Origin of the sequence: Lentilactobacillus hilgardii DSM 20176 = ATCC 8290, assembly GCF_000159315.1 — a bacterium.
GTDB lineage: Bacteria > Bacillota > Bacilli > Lactobacillales > Lactobacillaceae > Lentilactobacillus > Lentilactobacillus hilgardii.
In genome coordinates, this window is the sequence record NZ_GG669994.1 from 468,670 (window position 1) to 484,840 (window position 16,171).

Sequence of the window (16,171 nt, forward strand, 5' to 3'; positions counted from 1 at the left end):
AAGCCAAAGCGAAATCGTTGCTTTGGCTTTTTCTATTAATGTTGATCGGCAATCGTTCCATCAGGGAAATGAGATATTGGTCCCAAAATAGCGTAATCATGTCCAAAAGGCTTAAAAGATTGATAGCTTTTTATCAGATCCGCAAAAAGTATATACCGAATATGACCGTGTAAATTGTGGTTGTGCATATAATGTGGTCGATTAAATTGCGATTTTACTTCAGTACTATGTCATATAACAATAGAATTGTTTTTATACTAGCGCTTCTTAAACAGAATTGCGCGAAAATATCGTCTGTTTCGCCTAGTTGATGGTATAAAAAAATCTCGGTTCAATGAATAAAACTTCATTGAATCGAGATTTTTATAATCACACTTATTTAAATCACATCAAATAATTTGCGCAAGCAACTAAGATGGCAATTAAAATAACGGCCATTCCTAATAGTTTGAAACCATCGGCTGTTGTGTAAAGCCCCCTTGAAAACTCGGCTTTTCGCTTACGTAACGTTTGACGATTAAGATTTGGATTTCTCATAAAGGTTACCTCTTTATCACAGTTAGTTAGTTAATTTATTTCTTTTGGTCACGGAAAACAGCCCATTTAGACCAGAAATAGTTGATAATAACCACAATAACGTTGTCTATGATTTTAACAATGAATTGATTTCCACTCATGAGGGTAATACCAACAAAAAGAATACCTTGTTCAAGAATCAGGACAAGTAGTCGGCCACCGAAAAATGAGGCCATCTCACCAAGATAGGCGCGTGCCCCAGTTGTTTTTGAGTGAAAAACGTATGCACGGTTCGATAAGTACGCAACTAGCACACTAATAAACCAGGCAATAGTGTTGTTAACCATATAATTCCAATTCGTCAGTAAATGGAAGCCCTCAAAGACACCAAGATTGACGACAGTGGTGACAACACCCCAAAAAAGGTAGGAGATGACTTCACGATATTTGTCGTAAACTGCAGCTATTTTTTTCATTAAACGATTATTTTCTTTCTGCAATGATAAATTTTGGTCTGTGTTTTGTTTCAAGATAAATCTTCCCTATATATTTTCCAACAATTCCCAAACAGAATAACTGAACACCACTTAAAAATAGGATGATGGATACCAACGATGCCCAGCCATTGACCGAACCACCAAAGAAGAGGGCTCGGATAACAACAAATACTAATCCAATGATAGATAGAAAGCAAATGAGCCCACCAACAAGTGTTGCCATTTTTAACGGAACATCTGAAAAATCAACAACTGCTTCCAATGAGTACTCGAAGAGTTGAAAAATTGACCAGGAACTTGTTCCGGCTGCCCGGGGGACACCTTCATATTTTAAGTATTTGGTTTTAAAGCCAACCCAGGAAAACATACCTTTACTAAAACGATTGTATTCTGGAAGTTCCAAGAGCGCATCAACATACTTTCTTGTCATTAACCGATAGTCCCGGACGTTTTGTTTTAATTGGACCCGTGACATCTTGTTAATGATTTTATAGAAACTGGCTGACAGAAAACCCCGAATCGGATTCTGTTTACGCGATGTTTGGACACAACCAACAACTTCATAATCCTGTTTCGGGTCTTCCAAAATATCGACCATTTGAAGGAGTAGCTCGGGGGGATCCTGCAAATCGACATCCATTACGGCAATATAATCACCCTTGGCGTTACTTAATCCCGCTGCCAGTGCCGATTCTTTCCCGAAATTTCGGGAAAATGACAAATAATGAACGGTATCCGGATGTTTTTCGTGGAGCTGACGCATAATCTCCAGGGTTTTATCCGCAGAGCCGTCATTTACAAATAAGTAATCCGGCCGATACTGGTCCTTATGTGTTTCGTTTAACTGTTTAAATACTTTTTCTGTTGTATTAAAGAAAAGCTCAACAGTCGGTTCCTCATTATAACAAGGAACAATTAGACTGATTGTCTTCAAAATAAATCCTCCAATTATTATACACAATAGTGATACCTTACCGACTGGTCTTCGTTATCTTTTACGATAAGTCGTGACCATATTATCAGAATTAGCTAAAAAACTAATCTAACTTAAATCAACTGCCATGACGTCCCGAAGATATAGATCGGCTTATCCAATCTCCAAAATGTCTTATGGTATGTACATCATCAAATTATACCATATCAAAAAAATGTGACGTTTACGACATGTTAAAAATTTAGCAATAAATAATTAAAATATTTGATTAAATGCAAGAAACAAACCTCTTCGAGTAAGGGAAATTCAAGAAAGAAAGTTATAGATCATTGAAAACTTTTTTAATTTGGTTTTAGAGTTGGGCATCTTTGTTATAATGAAATCACTTGTTAAAGGAGAATTTTAAATTGAAACCTATAAAAGTTATGACTATTTTCGGGACGCGTCCTGAAGCAATTAAGATGGCCCCAATTATTTTAATGATGCAGCACCATTTGGATCAGTTTCAGCCAATTACTGTTGTAACCGCGCAACATCGAGAAATGTTGGATCAAGTACTTGATGTTTTTCATATTAAGCCGGATTACGATTTAAATATTATGAAGCAGGGACAAACACTAAGTGATATTACGACACGTGTCTTGACGCTGCTGGATCCAATTGTTGAGAAAGTGGTACCGAACATCATCTTAGTTCATGGAGATACGACAACAACGTTTGCGGCCAGTGTGAGTGCTTTTTATCATCAGGTTGAAATCGGGCATGTTGAAGCGGGACTGCGTACTTGGAATAAGCTATCCCCTTATCCAGAAGAGATGAATCGTCAATTAACTGATGTTTTGGCAGACTTATATTTTGCGCCGACAAAGCTGAGCAGGGATAATCTTCTTAAAGAGAATCATCCCGAAAAAAATATTTTTGTAACCGGGAATACGGCTATTGATGCTTTAAAACAAACCGTTTCTGCCGATTATCAACATTCTGTGTTGGATGAATTAAAAAGTGATTCAAAGATGATATTGCTAACAATGCACCGACGCGAAAACCAGGGAGAGCCAATGCGACGAACGTTTAAGGCAATTTTAGATGTTTTAAAGACACACCCCAATGTTGAAGTGGTTTATCCGGTTCACCTTAGCCCAGCGGTTCAAAAAGTGGCTCATGACGTTTTTGACGGAAATCCACAGGTTCACCTGATTGCGCCGTTGGATGTATTGGACTTTCATAATATGGCGGCACGGAGTTATTTCATTATGTCGGACTCCGGGGGCATTCAAGAAGAAGCACCATCGTTGGAAAAACCTGTCCTGGTATTGCGGGATACCACCGAAAGACCTGAAGGAATTGAAGCCGGTACACTAAAATTGGTCGGGACAGATCCTGCTGTTGTAAAAGAAAATATGACGCAGTTGCTAGACGATCAGGTTGAATATAAAAAAATGGCAGAGGCAAAGAATCCGTATGGGGATGGTAAAGCTTCCGATAGAATTTTAAAAGCCATTTTGGCTCGATTTTCAAAATAATTAGGTAAGTGGGTTGGCTAATGATTAAATCAATTTATTTGAAAACTAAACAATTTATTCAAACCTTGGTTAGTCATTATTCGCAAGGAGATGTTTCCGATTCTGCAGCTGTATTGGCCTTTTATTCACTAATGTCTATTTTTCCGATTTTGTTTATTGGTGGTAGTATTCTTAACCTCTTCCAAATTCATACAGGGGATATCATGGAATATGTCAGGCCGATCTTTCCGGATCGGATTTATGTCATGCTTGAACCGGTTATTGATTCAACTTTAAGAAGTGGTGGCACCAGTCAATTATCCATAGGATTGATTGTGACAATTTGGTCGGCCAGTCGCGCAATTGCGGCTTTTCAACGAAGTATTAATAAGGCATATGGCGTTGCGGAAGATCAGACGGCTATTTCAAATCGAATCTTGTCATTTTTGTGGATGTTGTTGTTAATTGTAGTTGTGGTCGCGGTCATGATTGCTTTTGCGCTCAGCCAATTTGTCTTTAGCTGGCTGTCGCCCATTCTTCATATTCCACAATCGATCATTAGTTTTGTTTCAACAGTTAAATGGCCTTCGACAATGATTCTTGTGTGGTTGCTATTGAGCGTGTTATTTTACATTGTGCCCACGGCTAAAGTTAAGTTCAGGTACGTTTGGTTTGGGGCATTGTTTACTACGCTGGGCTTGATGATATTAGCACAAGCCTTTTCAATTTATGTCACTTTTTTCGCTCATCGAGTTGATGCATACAAAACCATCGGCACTTTTATCGTATTGATGTTTTGGTTGGACTTCTCAGGCTTGATTATGTTGTTGGGTGGTGTCATTAATGCAACAATCCAAGAACTTCGAATGGGAAAGATCCAAGAACAGACCGATGCCATTGAATCAGTCTTGAGAAGGGCTACGAAGCGAAAGAGAAAATAATTAATTCACACAAACCAAGGCTTCTATTTGAACATTTTTGGCTTGTTAATAATCGTGATTAAACTAAAAGAGGTTGGACAAAATGACTTTTGTCTCAACCTCTCTTCTCCTGCTGGAATGCCATTATCATAATTTATTGTAAGCTTTTAGCTTTTTCAATTAGTTTCTCAGTAAAAGCGTCCAATTTTTTTATATCGTCTTCATCAGGTTCCAAATTAATTTTGACACTATCAGCCCCAATTGTGGCCCCGGTTTTTTTGAAGGCTTCTTCAAATTTATCAACGGAAACGTTATAGTATTCTTCGTAAAAAGTGTCTCCAGAACCGGCAACACCAAAAACCTTGCCACTCAGCTTTTCATCACTCAGGTCCTCATAGAAGTCAAGTCCTTCTTCAGGCAAAGCACCTTCGTCATATGTATATGGGCAAACAACACAAATATCAACATCTTCAAAAACGGATGGATCAGTTTGTGAAATTTCGGTCTCGGTTACTTTAACGCCGGCATCTTCAAGATGTTCGGTTACAATATCCGCAATATCTTCGTTGTTACCGGTAATGGTTGCGTAAACTACATGGGCAGTTATCATATTAGTCATTCCTCTATTTTGATTTGGTTTCAGTATAGCAAATCCAGTCGTTAAAGTGAATTCGATTCGGCCGTTTAAATGTAAGAAAAGGGGTTGAAAGCCATGACACAATCAATTACTAAAATCGAAGCACAAAAGCGTAAGGGAAGATTTAATGTTTACGTTGACGGTCAATATGCCTTCCCGATCAGTGAGGATGTTTTTATTAAATACCGACTTTTTAAGGGGATGGAATTAGACAAGCAACTGATTGAAACCTTAAAAAGTGCTGACAATATCTCAAAACTACACACACGTGCCTTGAATTACCTGGCTCATAATTTACGAACAGAACATGAAGTGAGGTCAAAACTGCTTGAAATAACAGATGATCTTGAAGCAATCGATCAGGTTATTTCTCAGCTGAAGGATCAACAGTTGGTTAATGATCGAAAATATGCGGATAGTTATGTACGCACGGTCGTTCGTCAAAAGAAAAATGGGCCAAACTGGATTCGCCAAAAATTGTTTGAAAAGAAGGTGCCCAAATCCTTGATTGATGCGTCTATTGCGGATTTCTTTCCTGAAGATCAGATGATAGAGATCGGTATCTCGGTTGCTGATAATCAACTACGCCATCACCAAAAGGAGTCGGAAAAAATGGTTGTTAATAAAATAAAAGAAACACTGGTTCGACGCGGGTTTGGATTTGATATTGTTCCGGATATCATGGAGAAGGTTGATACATCCGGGCTTGCGTCCCATGATAGCGACATCATCGGTGGAGTTGCCGAAAAGTACTGGCGTAAATATGCTAAGCTGGAAAAATATAAGCAGTTTCAGAAAACAAGGCAGGCATTGTTTCGTAAGGGCTTTTCAATGGACGATATTGAGGCAGCTTTGGAAAATCTTGCTGAAAGTTAAATTCATTCGGAAAATAACGCCTACTCTGATATAATTATCATTGGATTGGTAACAATCGTAACTGATAGCTTATTCAGAAAGTGGGTAGCACAATGCCACGCGGACAGCAATTGCCAAAAGAAGGTGACTTCATTGCGATTCAAAGCTACAAACATGACGGTAGCCTGCATCGTGTTTGGCGAGATACGATGGTATTAAAGAACGGCGAAAATTCACTTATTGGATGTAATAATCATACTTTGGTTACTGAGGACGATGGTCGTCACTGGGTAACCAGGGAACCCGCTTTGGTTTATTTTCATAAACATTATTGGTTTAACGTTGTCGCGATGATTAGGGATGATGGAATTGCATATTATTGTAATTTGGCATCCCCGTATGTTTTGGACAAAGAAGCCTTAAAATACATTGATTACGATTTAGACGTTAAAGTTTTTCCGGATGGCAGGCGAAAGCTCTTGGATGTTGATGAGTATCTGGCTTTCAGCAAACGTTGGAATTATGGTCCAGAAATTGACCATATTCTGAAGAAAAACGTTCGGATTATTGTTGATTGGATTAACAACGAAAAAGGTCCGTTCTCAAAAGAATTTATTGCAATCTGGTATGAGCGCTACTTAGCCTTATCCCGCCAATGTAAATGAGAGTCACTTTAATAATGGTTGTTTGGTAAATAATCGATTTGCCGGACAGCTGTTTTTTTAACGTCGAAAAATTATGATACAATTGCCGTAACCAACTAAATTTGAATAGGGGGAAACTCTCGGTGTTTGCAAGATTAAAAAATTCTCCCCTCATGTTTTGGTCCTTGGAGATTTTACTTGTCGTCGGGATCATCTGGGGATGTACGCAAATCAGCTTTATATTTTCACCCATTGCCATTTTTTTCTCCACGATTTTTATACCGGTTTTACTGGCCGGGATACTATATTATATGTTGAATCCGATTGTTAACCTACTAACTAAAATTCCGATAGGTAGGAAGAAGGTATCACGAACCTGGGCAGTAACACTTGTCTTTTTATTACTGTTGGGAATTATTATTTTAATGGCCACAGTTTTTATTCCTAAAGTATTGAATCAACTGATGAATTTGGCGAATAGCGTGCCCAATGCCATTAACGACGGGCAGAGTCTTCTTGAAAAGGCGTTAAAAGAGATGAATTCTCAACAGCTGTTAAAAAAGATTGATTTTACTCAGCTAACCCAAAAATTCTCAACCAACATTACTGATTATGCAAACAGCTTCTTCAATGGGTTGACCAGTGGTATCGGTGGCGTTATTTCAGCAGCTGCAAATGCTGTTATTATCGCTGTGACTGTTCCTGTTGTCCTTTTTTACATGTTAAAAGACGGATATCGCTTGGCTCCTAATATTAAATCTTTCTTACCGGAAAAGCATCGTGAACAGACGATGGATCTGATTTCTGCTATGAACCGAACCATCTCCAAATACATTTCGGGTCAGATGATTGAATGTTTATTTGTCGGAACGTTTACAGCCATTGGATATTTGATTATTGGGTTGCCTAATGCACTATTACTTGGTGTGATTGCCGGAATTTGTAATATTATTCCTTATCTTGGTCCATACATTGGTATCGCGCCGGCCCTGATCGTTTCATTTTCTCATGGTGGCTGGTTGGGCATGGTTTATAACATTGTGATTGTGATTATCGTACAACAGATTGATGGCAACTTGGTTTACCCAAATGTTATTGGTAAGTCACTTCAAATTCACCCGTTAACGATTATTATTATCCTGTTGGCCGCTGGCAACATTGCCGGTTTGATGGGGATGATTTTAGCCGTGCCACTTTACGCGATCGTTAAAGTAATTGTTGTTCATCTTTATAACATTTATCAGCTGGATTAATTTTAATTATTTTTAATAATCAGTAATTGATATTGACGTTGAAGCTGGTTATGCTACTATTTAAGTTGTGTTTATTTTAATTTCTAGTAACAGATAGTAGGAGATTTTATGAAAAAAGTAATTACTTACGGGACGTTTGATTTATTACACAAGGGTCACGTCAGATTGTTAAAGCGTGCAAAAGCTCTTGGTGATCATTTGACCGTGTGTTTATCTTCTGATGAGTTTAATGCCGAAAAGGGCAAAAAAGCATATACATCCTATGAAGATCGAAAATACATTTTAGAAGCAATTAAATATGTTGATGAAGTGATTCCTGAAACTAATTGGGATCAAAAAATTCACGATGTTCAGGATCGAGATATTGATGTATTTGTAATGGGTGATGATTGGAAAGGTAAATTTGACTTTCTGAAAGATTATTGCGAGGTTGTTTATTTGCCCAGAACTGAGGGTATTTCAACAACCAAAATTAAGGAGGATCTTGGCTTAACCGATTCAAAGGATTGGCAGGCCTAGGTTCATTCGACTAAAGAGAGGCTGTTCGCAAAACAAGGTGTTTTGCACCAGCCCCCTTTTATTATGAGTTGCATTAGTTGCGATCTATTAGGAGGAAAGTAATGAAAAGGGCAATTTTCTTGGTGACAAGCATTCAGGGCATTAGGAAACCAACATTTTTAAAACAGTTATTAGCATTGATTAATGATCATTATGAGGTTGCTATTTTATTTGCAATGACCAATTTTGATGAGGTTTGGCAGGCAAAACGTGAGTTTAACACAATTAACGAGAGAGAACATCTGCCGTCTGTTCGGATCATTACCTTGGGAGACGTTTATGCTGATCATTCTGGAATCTTACTGAAGGATAATGATTTTCTTAATATAGATCTGACAAAGTTCACATCGTATGAGTCACATACAAACCGTTTAAAGGTGACGCGATATGTTGATGATAGTGGTAACATTATTGCAGAAACGCTTTTTGGAGATAATCAGGTTCGGTTACATACAATTCTGTTTGATAAGAACAGCCGAATTATTCAGATTAATAATTACAATCAACAAGATCAACTTTACGGTATTGAAAAGTGTCATGATGATTTTGTTGATGAGAGTCTCTTGTTAAATACAAAATCAGAATTAGTCTTTAGATTTACCAATTATGTGATGTCTCAAAAGATCAATTACGGTGTTGCGGAGACATCTTTAATTCCGGTTCCTGCGAGTTTATCGGAGATTTCCAGTAATAAGAAGGAAGATCCACTGACACATTATGAAGCCAAAGGAGAATCCATCGTTACTAAAGCAACGTCATACAGTGACTATCATCGATATGATGATATTAATGCTTTCTACCATCAGGTGTTGTTAAATATGAACATTGATGATGCTAGAATTTATTTAGATATTAATAATATTATTGACGCGTCCAAGTATTTACCAGGAAAGCAAATATTTAATTATTAAGGGGAAATCAAAATTGCGAGCGATACTATCGGGAGTTCATCAAAAAAAGGGACTTCAAGTTCTAGAATTTGAATTATTAGATGTTGCTACTTCTCTTGAGCATGCTTATATGTTATTCGTTGAAAAAAATAGTCTTGCTTCTGTCATGAAACCAATTTCGAAGGTTTTAAATCATAACATTATTCGAGTAAAAATTGACGCTCAGGACTTTCATTTTGAAGCGGCGGATCAAACCGAGTTTGAATGGCAAATCTTTTTGGTTGATAATGCGGCTAATTTTAAAAACGTGGTTCAGATTGAAAGTGAATACTTAAGTGACCGTCATCAACTTGAATTAACCAGTTATTATCAATTTAACAGTGACGCTCAGGGAATGGCGTTATTTAATATTCGAACCCATCAATCCGATCGGGACTTCATGATTAATTCTGTTAACTTAACAGACACTGATCTGGAAATCACCGGATATAATAAAATTAATGGGACACCGATTAAGAATCAACGAATTATTCTACAAAATCGACTCAATGATGGTAAGTTGGATTATCCTGTATCCCAAACAATGTTTGCAGGTATGTTTAAGGTTGGCATTCCATTAACGGATATACCTAAGGACTCAGTTGGTGAGTTGTCCATTAAATATGAGCTTGCAGGTCAGGAAATTAACCAACGCTTGATTATTTCCAAATCACTGAGTGGCCAATCAGTTGAAGCAGATTTACCCGGTAATCGAGTGATTACAATTAAAAAGCGATTTGATAATAGCCTTTTAGTTAAAGAATTCCAAGGGGCTTCATTGCTTGAAAAAGTTGCAGCTGCTGGCGGCAAAGTACATGGTTTGCTGGAAGTCTGTCGGCTCGTTCAGGATAAGTTGAATCTGGCAAGAATGCGCTTCTTATTTAAGGCAGGGCACTCCCCTTATGAAAATACTACCATTATTTTTGAAAGTTTTGGCGGGCGACAGGTAAGTGATAGCCCATACGCCATTTATCGTCTGTTTCAAACGCTTTATCCCGGCATTACTATGATTTGGTCAATTGATCGATCTCAAAAGGCATTTTGTAAAGAGAACCAAATTGCCTACGTTATTAGGAGAACGTCCAAGTGGGTTCGGCTTTTAGAAAAATCACAATTTTGGATTAGCAATGCCCGTTTTCCTTCATGGGTTAAAAAGCCGAGCTATGTTACTTATATTCAAACATGGCATGGAACACCGTTGAAAAAGCTGGGCTTGGATATTGAGAACGTTTCAATGCCAGGGACAACAACGGCTAAGTACCATAAAAACTTTGTTCGTGAGGCTAATAGATGGGATGCGTTGGTTTCTCCCAATGATTATTCAACCCAAATTTTCCGTTCTGCTTTTGGGTTTAATAACCAAATTTTAAAAGTTGGTTATCCACGTAATGATGAGTTGATTAACACGATGCCTGATGAGGTTACCGAAATTAAAAATAAATTGGGCATTCCTTTGGATAAGAAAGTTGTGATGTATGCACCAACTTATCGTGATAACCAGTTTGCGGAAAAGGGAAAGTATACCTTTGAGCTGCCGTTTAGCCTGGATGATTTTCGTAAATCTTTTGGCGATGACACTGTTTTGATTTTAAGGATGCATTATCTTATTTCAAATGCACTTGATATATCAGACTATTCCGACTTCGTATATGATTTCTCAAATTATCCTAATATCGGTGATCTTTATTTGGTTTCTGATTTGCTTATTACAGATTATTCATCTGTGTTCTTCGATTATGCTTATTTAAAACGACCAATTCTATTTTATCCATATGATTATCATTTATATAAAGAAGAGCTTCGAGGCTTTTACTTGAATTATGAACGGGACTTGCCGGGCAGGATTGCCCATAATTCTCAAGAGTTGTTGGCAGAAATCCATCATGCACTTGGGCACCCGGATATGAGTGCCAATCAGCAGTTTATGAACTTTTATAACCGATTCTGTGCGATTAATGATGGGTTGAGTTCTCTGAAAGTTGTTAATTATGTGATGCACCAGATCGAAAGTGGTGTCTAGTTTAAGTCGGTTAAGCTGCCAATCGTGCGATTGGTGGCTTTTTGCTGTATGAATATGTTAAACTTAGTGAGTTATTTTACGTTTGAAAGGAAGTCAATATGAGCAATCAAAAATTACAGACAAGGGACAGCACACGGCGGACATTCGCGATCATTTCACATCCGGATGCTGGGAAAACAACGATTACCGAGCAGTTGTTACTTTTTGGTGGTGTTGTCAGACAAGCCGGGACAGTAAAGGCTCGAAAAACCGGAAACTTTGCCAAATCCGACTGGATGGAAATTGAACAAAAACGTGGAATCTCTGTGACGAGTTCTGTGATGCAGTTTGATTATGGCGGTAAGCGAATCAATATCTTGGATACACCAGGGCATGCCGATTTTTCGGAAGATACTTACCGAACGTTAATGGCTGTTGATTCTGCAGTGATGGTGATTGATTCTGCTAAGGGTATTGAACCACAAACAAAAAAATTATTTCAAATTTGTAAAATGCGTGGTATTCCCATTTTTACCTTTATGAATAAGCTGGATCGTGATGGTCGTGATCCAATGGATTTAATTGATGAGTTGGAAACAGTGCTTGGTGTTCAAGCATATCCAATGAATTGGCCGATTGGGATGGGGAAAAATCTGGAAGGTATTTTTGACCGGTATAATCATCGGGTTGAGTTATATACGCATGCTCAAAAAAGCCAAATGGTGCAGTTGGATGACGACAATAATCCGATTAATGATGCTGAATTAGCAGACGACGATCAATTTCAAGAAACTAAGGATAGTATTGATTTATTGGATATGGCTGGCAATAAATTTGATGAAGATAAGATTGCTACCGGTGATTTAACACCCGTTTTTTTTGGCTCGGCTTTAGTGAATTTTGGTGTTAAGACATTCTTTGATGCCTATTTGAAATATGCGCCGGCGCCAAGTGCACATAAAACCCAGGAAGGCGATATGATTCAACCTGATGCCGATCGTTTTTCGGGCTTTGTGTTTAAAATTCAAGCAAATATGAACCCCAATCATCGTGATCGAATTGCATTTGTTCGAATTTGTTCAGGTGAATTTGAAAAGGGAATGGATGTTAATTTATATCGAACTCAAAAGAAACTTCGATTATCCAATGTGACCGAATTTATGGCGAATACCCGTGAAAATGTGAATACAGCTGTTGCCGGAGATATTATCGGTCTTTATGATACCGGTAATTTTCAGATTGGCGATACGATTTATACAGGTAAAGCACCAGTTGAGTTTGAAAAACTACCGCAATTTACCCCTGAATTGTTTGTTCGGGTTTCTGCAAAAAATGTGATGAAGCAGAAATCGTTTCATAAGGGGATTGATCAGTTGGTTCAAGAAGGAGCCGTTCAGCTGTATACGTCCTATACAACGAATGATTATATTCTTGGAGCAGTTGGTCAATTGCAATTTGAAGTATTTCAGTTCAGAATGAAGAATGAGTACAATTCAGACGTTAATATGGAACCAATGGGTCACAAGATTGCGCGATGGGTTGATCCGGATCAACTTGATGAAAAAATGTCATCATCACGAAATTTGTTGGTGAAAGATCGTACAGGCCAACCATTGTTCTTGTTTGAAAATGCTTTTGCAATGCGTTGGTTTAAGGACAAGTACCCAGACGTTACGTTAACGGCTAAACTATAATTTTTGAAAGAAGAGATTTTTTAATGGCTTCAAAGCATTTGTCAGCTTGTACAACTGTATTAGTAGGTAAAAAAGCGTCCATTGATGGATCAACGATGATTGCTAGAAATGACGATACTTTTCTACCGTTGACACCACAACGATTCTACGTTGAGCCGGCGGTTTCCAATCGACACGAAACGTGGAAATCCAATCAAAACGGTTTTACCGCACCGCTTCCAGAAAAGGGCTACCGATATTCACTCACACCAAACGTTGAGGTCAATAAGGAGGGCGTTTATGCCGAAAGTGGTTTTAACGAAAAAAATGTTGCAATGAGTGCCACGGAAAGTGTTTACGGAAATGAACGGGCCTTGGCTTTTGATCCGTTAGTTGAAGATGGTCTGGCAGAGGATTCATTGCAATCCATGGTGTTGCCTTATATTGATTCTGCTCGCGATGGGGTACGATATTTGGGTGATTTGATTAAAAAATACGGATCACCGGAAGGAAACGGCGTTCTTTTCAGTGATAAAGATGAAGTATGGTATATGGAAATTGTCACGGGACATCACTGGGTTGCTCAAAGGATTCCGGATGACGCCTATGCGATTGCAGCTAATCAAGTAGCCATTCAGCAGGTTGATTTTAACGATCCTGATAATTTTATGTATTCTGAAGGCATTCAAGCATTCGTTGAAAAATATCATTTGAATACCAATCAGAGCGGGTTTGATTTTAGACGTATTTTTGGTACTGATAACGAAAAGGATCGCCATTATAATACACCCCGAGTTTGGTTTGGCCAACGGTATCTAAACCCGGAGATCGACCAGGAACCGACTTCTTCTGATTTACCATTCATTTGTAGAACCAATAAAAAAATCAGTGTGGAAGATGTTGAGTATATTTTAAGCTCACATTATAATGAAACTGAATATGACCCATTAAGCAGAGGAAATGAAGGTACGAAAACGCTCTTTCGACCAATCTCAATGAATCGAACGCAAAATTCACATGTTTTGCAGATTCGAAATGATGTCACAAATGATTGCGCTGCAATTATGTGGTTGAATTTTGGTGTGCCTGCATTTTCACCTTATGTGCCATTCTTTGGAAATGCAAATGATACTGATGAAAGTTATGAAAATACACCTATTCACTGCGATGACAAAAGTGCTTACTGGATGTATCGAAAGTTGTCGGTATTAGTTGAATCACACTATTCTGAATTTATTCAAGATGATGTTGATTTCTTAACGGATGTTAAGGAAAAATTGCGTCGTCATGTTCAAGCAACAATTGATGAAGCAAAGGGCTTATCGGATAATGAGTTGACAAATTATTTGACTGAACAAAATCATCAAGCAGTTAAAATGATGAGAATTGCCACGGAAGATATGATTCATCGATTATTCGAAAAAGGATTGAGTTTGTCGAAATTGACATTTAATATGGATAAAAACCTTTAGCCTGCCATTAAAGCAATCTGGAATAGTAAACAGCCCCACAGAACCAATTGAAAAATTGGCTTTGTGGGGCTGCTTTTTGTTGTGCTTTCTAACTGAAAGTTAGCTTCGATCAACAATTACGTACATTTTAGGGACCACACCGTTTCCGTTTAATTCATACCAAATCAGGTTTTGATCATCTACGATAGTTGCTGAGATTGAAACTCGGCTGCCATGTATCAAAGCATTTATCTTGTTACCATACGGTTTGTCAAAAACGGCAATGGCCTTATTCGAAACGTAATCTATTGTGCCAGCTAATCTAGCAGGATTACGTGAGGTTTTAGTAATCGTGTCGATTAAATTATGAATTGGTGGATCGCTTGGTTCAAGATTTGAATTTTTTATCCACTCAAAGCCACCGATGTTTAACCAACTTGATTTATCCGATAAATCTATTCTTGCAAAGATTTTAATAATGATTTTTGCTGGCAAACCGGTTTTTAAAGACCGACCTTGGGGACTGTCGTAGACATCATGGGCATCCTTGAGCTTGACAAAATATTCCACTGGTTGAACGGTTTCCCAATGGGTTCGGCGATAGGCAAATATCACGCCGTGAGTTTGATGATCAAAGTGACCAAAAGTAGGACCAGTACTGCTAATGACGCGGAAGTCGTTAATTTTAGGTGCGTTAACAGTGTATGATTGACCAAGTTTTCCAGATATAATTTGAACGGATTTTAATATTTGCCCAGTGTCAGTATCCAAACAATAGATCATGATCGGTAAGCCGTCCTTAAGAGCAAAGCGCAAAGTGACTTCCTGATCCGACTTTTCGAATTTATGGGTAAAGTTTTCGATCGATGTTAAATAGTAATCAGAAAAGTCAGGCAGTTTAAATTGGATGCTTTCTCCGACAACGCCACGGATAATATCCGAACTTGAAATTTGACGATCATTTTCATCCAAGTAAGTGAAAATAACTTGAGACTGAATCTCAAAGGAAGCTGTATTCTGAAACGCATTCAGTGAGTCATCTTCATTTTTTAAAGTGTCGTTTGTTTTGGATTGGTTGGTTTGTTGAGTGTCTGTTTGATCAGATTCAAAGTTATTTTCAGGAGTAAGCTTTTTCTTTTGATGGTAATCAGGATGACGACTTCGCCGTTTCCTTCGGTCAGAGCGAATCGTCGGTGTGATCATTTGTAATTGCTTTTTAATCCAACTAAAAAATGTCATCAAAATTGCCCCCATCGAACGTTCTAAAGAAAATTATATCATAACGGGCGCCAAGTTAAGTCGTTTGATATACTTTTTACGTTTTTTTCGGATATCGTAGGGAAGGTGATATGTAAAAAAATAGCCCAAGACAATGACTGTCTTGAGCTATTAATGAGTTAAATTACTTTTTCTTGTCAGATTTTACTGAAGGATTTGTTTGACTACTGTCAGTCGTAATCGTAATGTTGCCATCACTATTAACATCTGCGGTTAATCGAGCAGAACCTTCATGATCCAAGTAGAAGTCGGCAACTTTATCTTCAATTTGTTCCTGAATAACTCTTCGAAGTGGACGAGCACCCATTGCAGGATTGTAACCCAAATCAACTAATTTGGCTTTTGCCTTGTCAGTAACGTTAATAAACAATCCTTGTTGTGCAAGCATGCCATTTACTTCGTCAATCATCAAACCAACAATCTTTTGAAGATTCTCCTTGGTTAATGGGTTAAACTCAACAATATCATCAAATCGGTTTAACAATTCCGGTTTGAAGTAATTTGTAAGTTTATCAATAATCGAGT

At 38.0% G+C, this 16,171-nt stretch carries 16 protein-coding genes; 10 read left to right on the top strand and 6 right to left on the bottom strand.

Features of this window, described 5'->3' with window-relative positions; genetic code table 11:
- Positions 1-384: 384 nt before the first annotated feature.
- Genes HMPREF0519_RS13925 through HMPREF0519_RS09550 form a run of 3 tightly spaced genes read right to left on the bottom strand, consistent with a single transcriptional unit; the run spans position 385 to position 1,947 of the window.
- Positions 385-537 carry a hypothetical protein gene (locus HMPREF0519_RS13925; protein ID WP_003559656.1) on the bottom strand — a complete coding sequence of 51 codons (153 nt, stop codon included), beginning with the start codon at positions 535-537 and terminating at the stop codon, positions 385-387.
- Between the two features lie 35 nt (positions 538-572).
- The gene (locus tag HMPREF0519_RS09545) at positions 573-1,046 is read right to left on the bottom strand and encodes a GtrA family protein (protein ID WP_003559658.1); all 474 of its coding nucleotides are present in this window, start codon (positions 1,044-1,046) and stop codon (positions 573-575) included.
- Positions 1,000-1,947, bottom strand: a complete 948-nt coding sequence (locus HMPREF0519_RS09550) for a glycosyltransferase family 2 protein (protein ID WP_035462619.1) — start codon at positions 1,945-1,947, stop codon at positions 1,000-1,002. The genes HMPREF0519_RS09545 and HMPREF0519_RS09550 overlap by 47 nt, the downstream gene beginning before the upstream one ends.
- A gap of 407 nt (positions 1,948-2,354) precedes the next feature.
- Between HMPREF0519_RS09550 and wecB the strand changes: the two genes are divergently transcribed.
- Entirely contained in the window at positions 2,355-3,470 is a 1,116-nt protein-coding gene (wecB, locus tag HMPREF0519_RS09555) for a non-hydrolyzing UDP-N-acetylglucosamine 2-epimerase (RefSeq protein WP_040472776.1), read from the top strand.
- A gap of 20 nt (positions 3,471-3,490) precedes the next feature.
- Positions 3,491-4,390 carry a YihY/virulence factor BrkB family protein gene (locus HMPREF0519_RS09560; protein WP_003559663.1) on the top strand — a complete coding sequence of 300 codons (900 nt, stop codon included), beginning with the start codon at positions 3,491-3,493 and terminating at the stop codon, positions 4,388-4,390.
- A 133-nt stretch (positions 4,391-4,523) separates the two neighbouring features.
- On the opposite strand, the gene HMPREF0519_RS09565 is transcribed toward HMPREF0519_RS09560, so the two are convergent.
- Positions 4,524-4,979, bottom strand: coding sequence for a flavodoxin (locus HMPREF0519_RS09565; RefSeq protein WP_035462624.1), 456 nt, complete (start codon positions 4,977-4,979; stop codon positions 4,524-4,526).
- A 102-nt stretch (positions 4,980-5,081) separates the two neighbouring features.
- On the opposite strand from HMPREF0519_RS09565, the gene recX reads away from it, so the two are divergent.
- From recX to HMPREF0519_RS09605, 8 genes are all read left to right on the top strand, one after another.
- Positions 5,082-5,882 carry a recombination regulator RecX gene (gene recX, locus HMPREF0519_RS09570; protein WP_003635735.1) on the top strand — a complete coding sequence of 267 codons (801 nt, stop codon included), beginning with the start codon at positions 5,082-5,084 and terminating at the stop codon, positions 5,880-5,882.
- A gap of 92 nt (positions 5,883-5,974) precedes the next feature.
- Positions 5,975-6,526, top strand: a complete 552-nt coding sequence (ntdP, locus tag HMPREF0519_RS09575; protein WP_003635737.1) for a nucleoside tri-diphosphate phosphatase — start codon at positions 5,975-5,977, stop codon at positions 6,524-6,526.
- A 122-nt stretch (positions 6,527-6,648) separates the two neighbouring features.
- Positions 6,649-7,758: an AI-2E family transporter gene (locus HMPREF0519_RS09580; protein ID WP_404803274.1), complete on the top strand. Its 1,110-nt coding sequence runs from the start codon at positions 6,649-6,651 to the stop codon at positions 7,756-7,758.
- A 108-nt stretch (positions 7,759-7,866) separates the two neighbouring features.
- Positions 7,867-8,277, top strand: coding sequence for a glycerol-3-phosphate cytidylyltransferase (tagD, locus tag HMPREF0519_RS09585; RefSeq protein WP_003559674.1), 411 nt, complete (start codon positions 7,867-7,869; stop codon positions 8,275-8,277).
- Between the two features lie 101 nt (positions 8,278-8,378).
- Positions 8,379-9,227, top strand: coding sequence for a hypothetical protein (locus tag HMPREF0519_RS09590; RefSeq protein WP_003559677.1), 849 nt, complete (start codon positions 8,379-8,381; stop codon positions 9,225-9,227).
- Between the two features lie 13 nt (positions 9,228-9,240).
- Entirely contained in the window at positions 9,241-11,265 is a 2,025-nt protein-coding gene (locus HMPREF0519_RS09595; RefSeq protein ID WP_040472777.1) for a CDP-glycerol glycerophosphotransferase family protein, read from the top strand.
- 98 nt (positions 11,266-11,363) lie between these two features.
- Positions 11,364-12,938, top strand: coding sequence for a peptide chain release factor 3 (locus HMPREF0519_RS09600; RefSeq protein ID WP_003559681.1), 1,575 nt, complete (start codon positions 11,364-11,366; stop codon positions 12,936-12,938).
- A 23-nt stretch (positions 12,939-12,961) separates the two neighbouring features.
- Complete coding sequence (locus HMPREF0519_RS09605) at positions 12,962-14,389, top strand: C69 family dipeptidase (RefSeq protein WP_003635741.1); 1,428 nt, start codon at positions 12,962-12,964, stop codon at positions 14,387-14,389.
- Between the two features lie 99 nt (positions 14,390-14,488).
- On the opposite strand, the gene HMPREF0519_RS09610 is transcribed toward HMPREF0519_RS09605, so the two are convergent.
- Both HMPREF0519_RS09610 and HMPREF0519_RS14415 read right to left on the bottom strand, forming a co-directional pair.
- The gene (locus tag HMPREF0519_RS09610; RefSeq protein WP_003635744.1) at positions 14,489-15,622 is read right to left on the bottom strand and encodes a MucBP domain-containing protein; all 1,134 of its coding nucleotides are present in this window, start codon (positions 15,620-15,622) and stop codon (positions 14,489-14,491) included.
- Between the two features lie 148 nt (positions 15,623-15,770).
- Positions 15,771-16,171 (bottom strand): ClpB D2-like domain containing protein (locus HMPREF0519_RS14415; protein WP_003635745.1); only part of this gene is annotated, 401 nt, incomplete at its 5' end.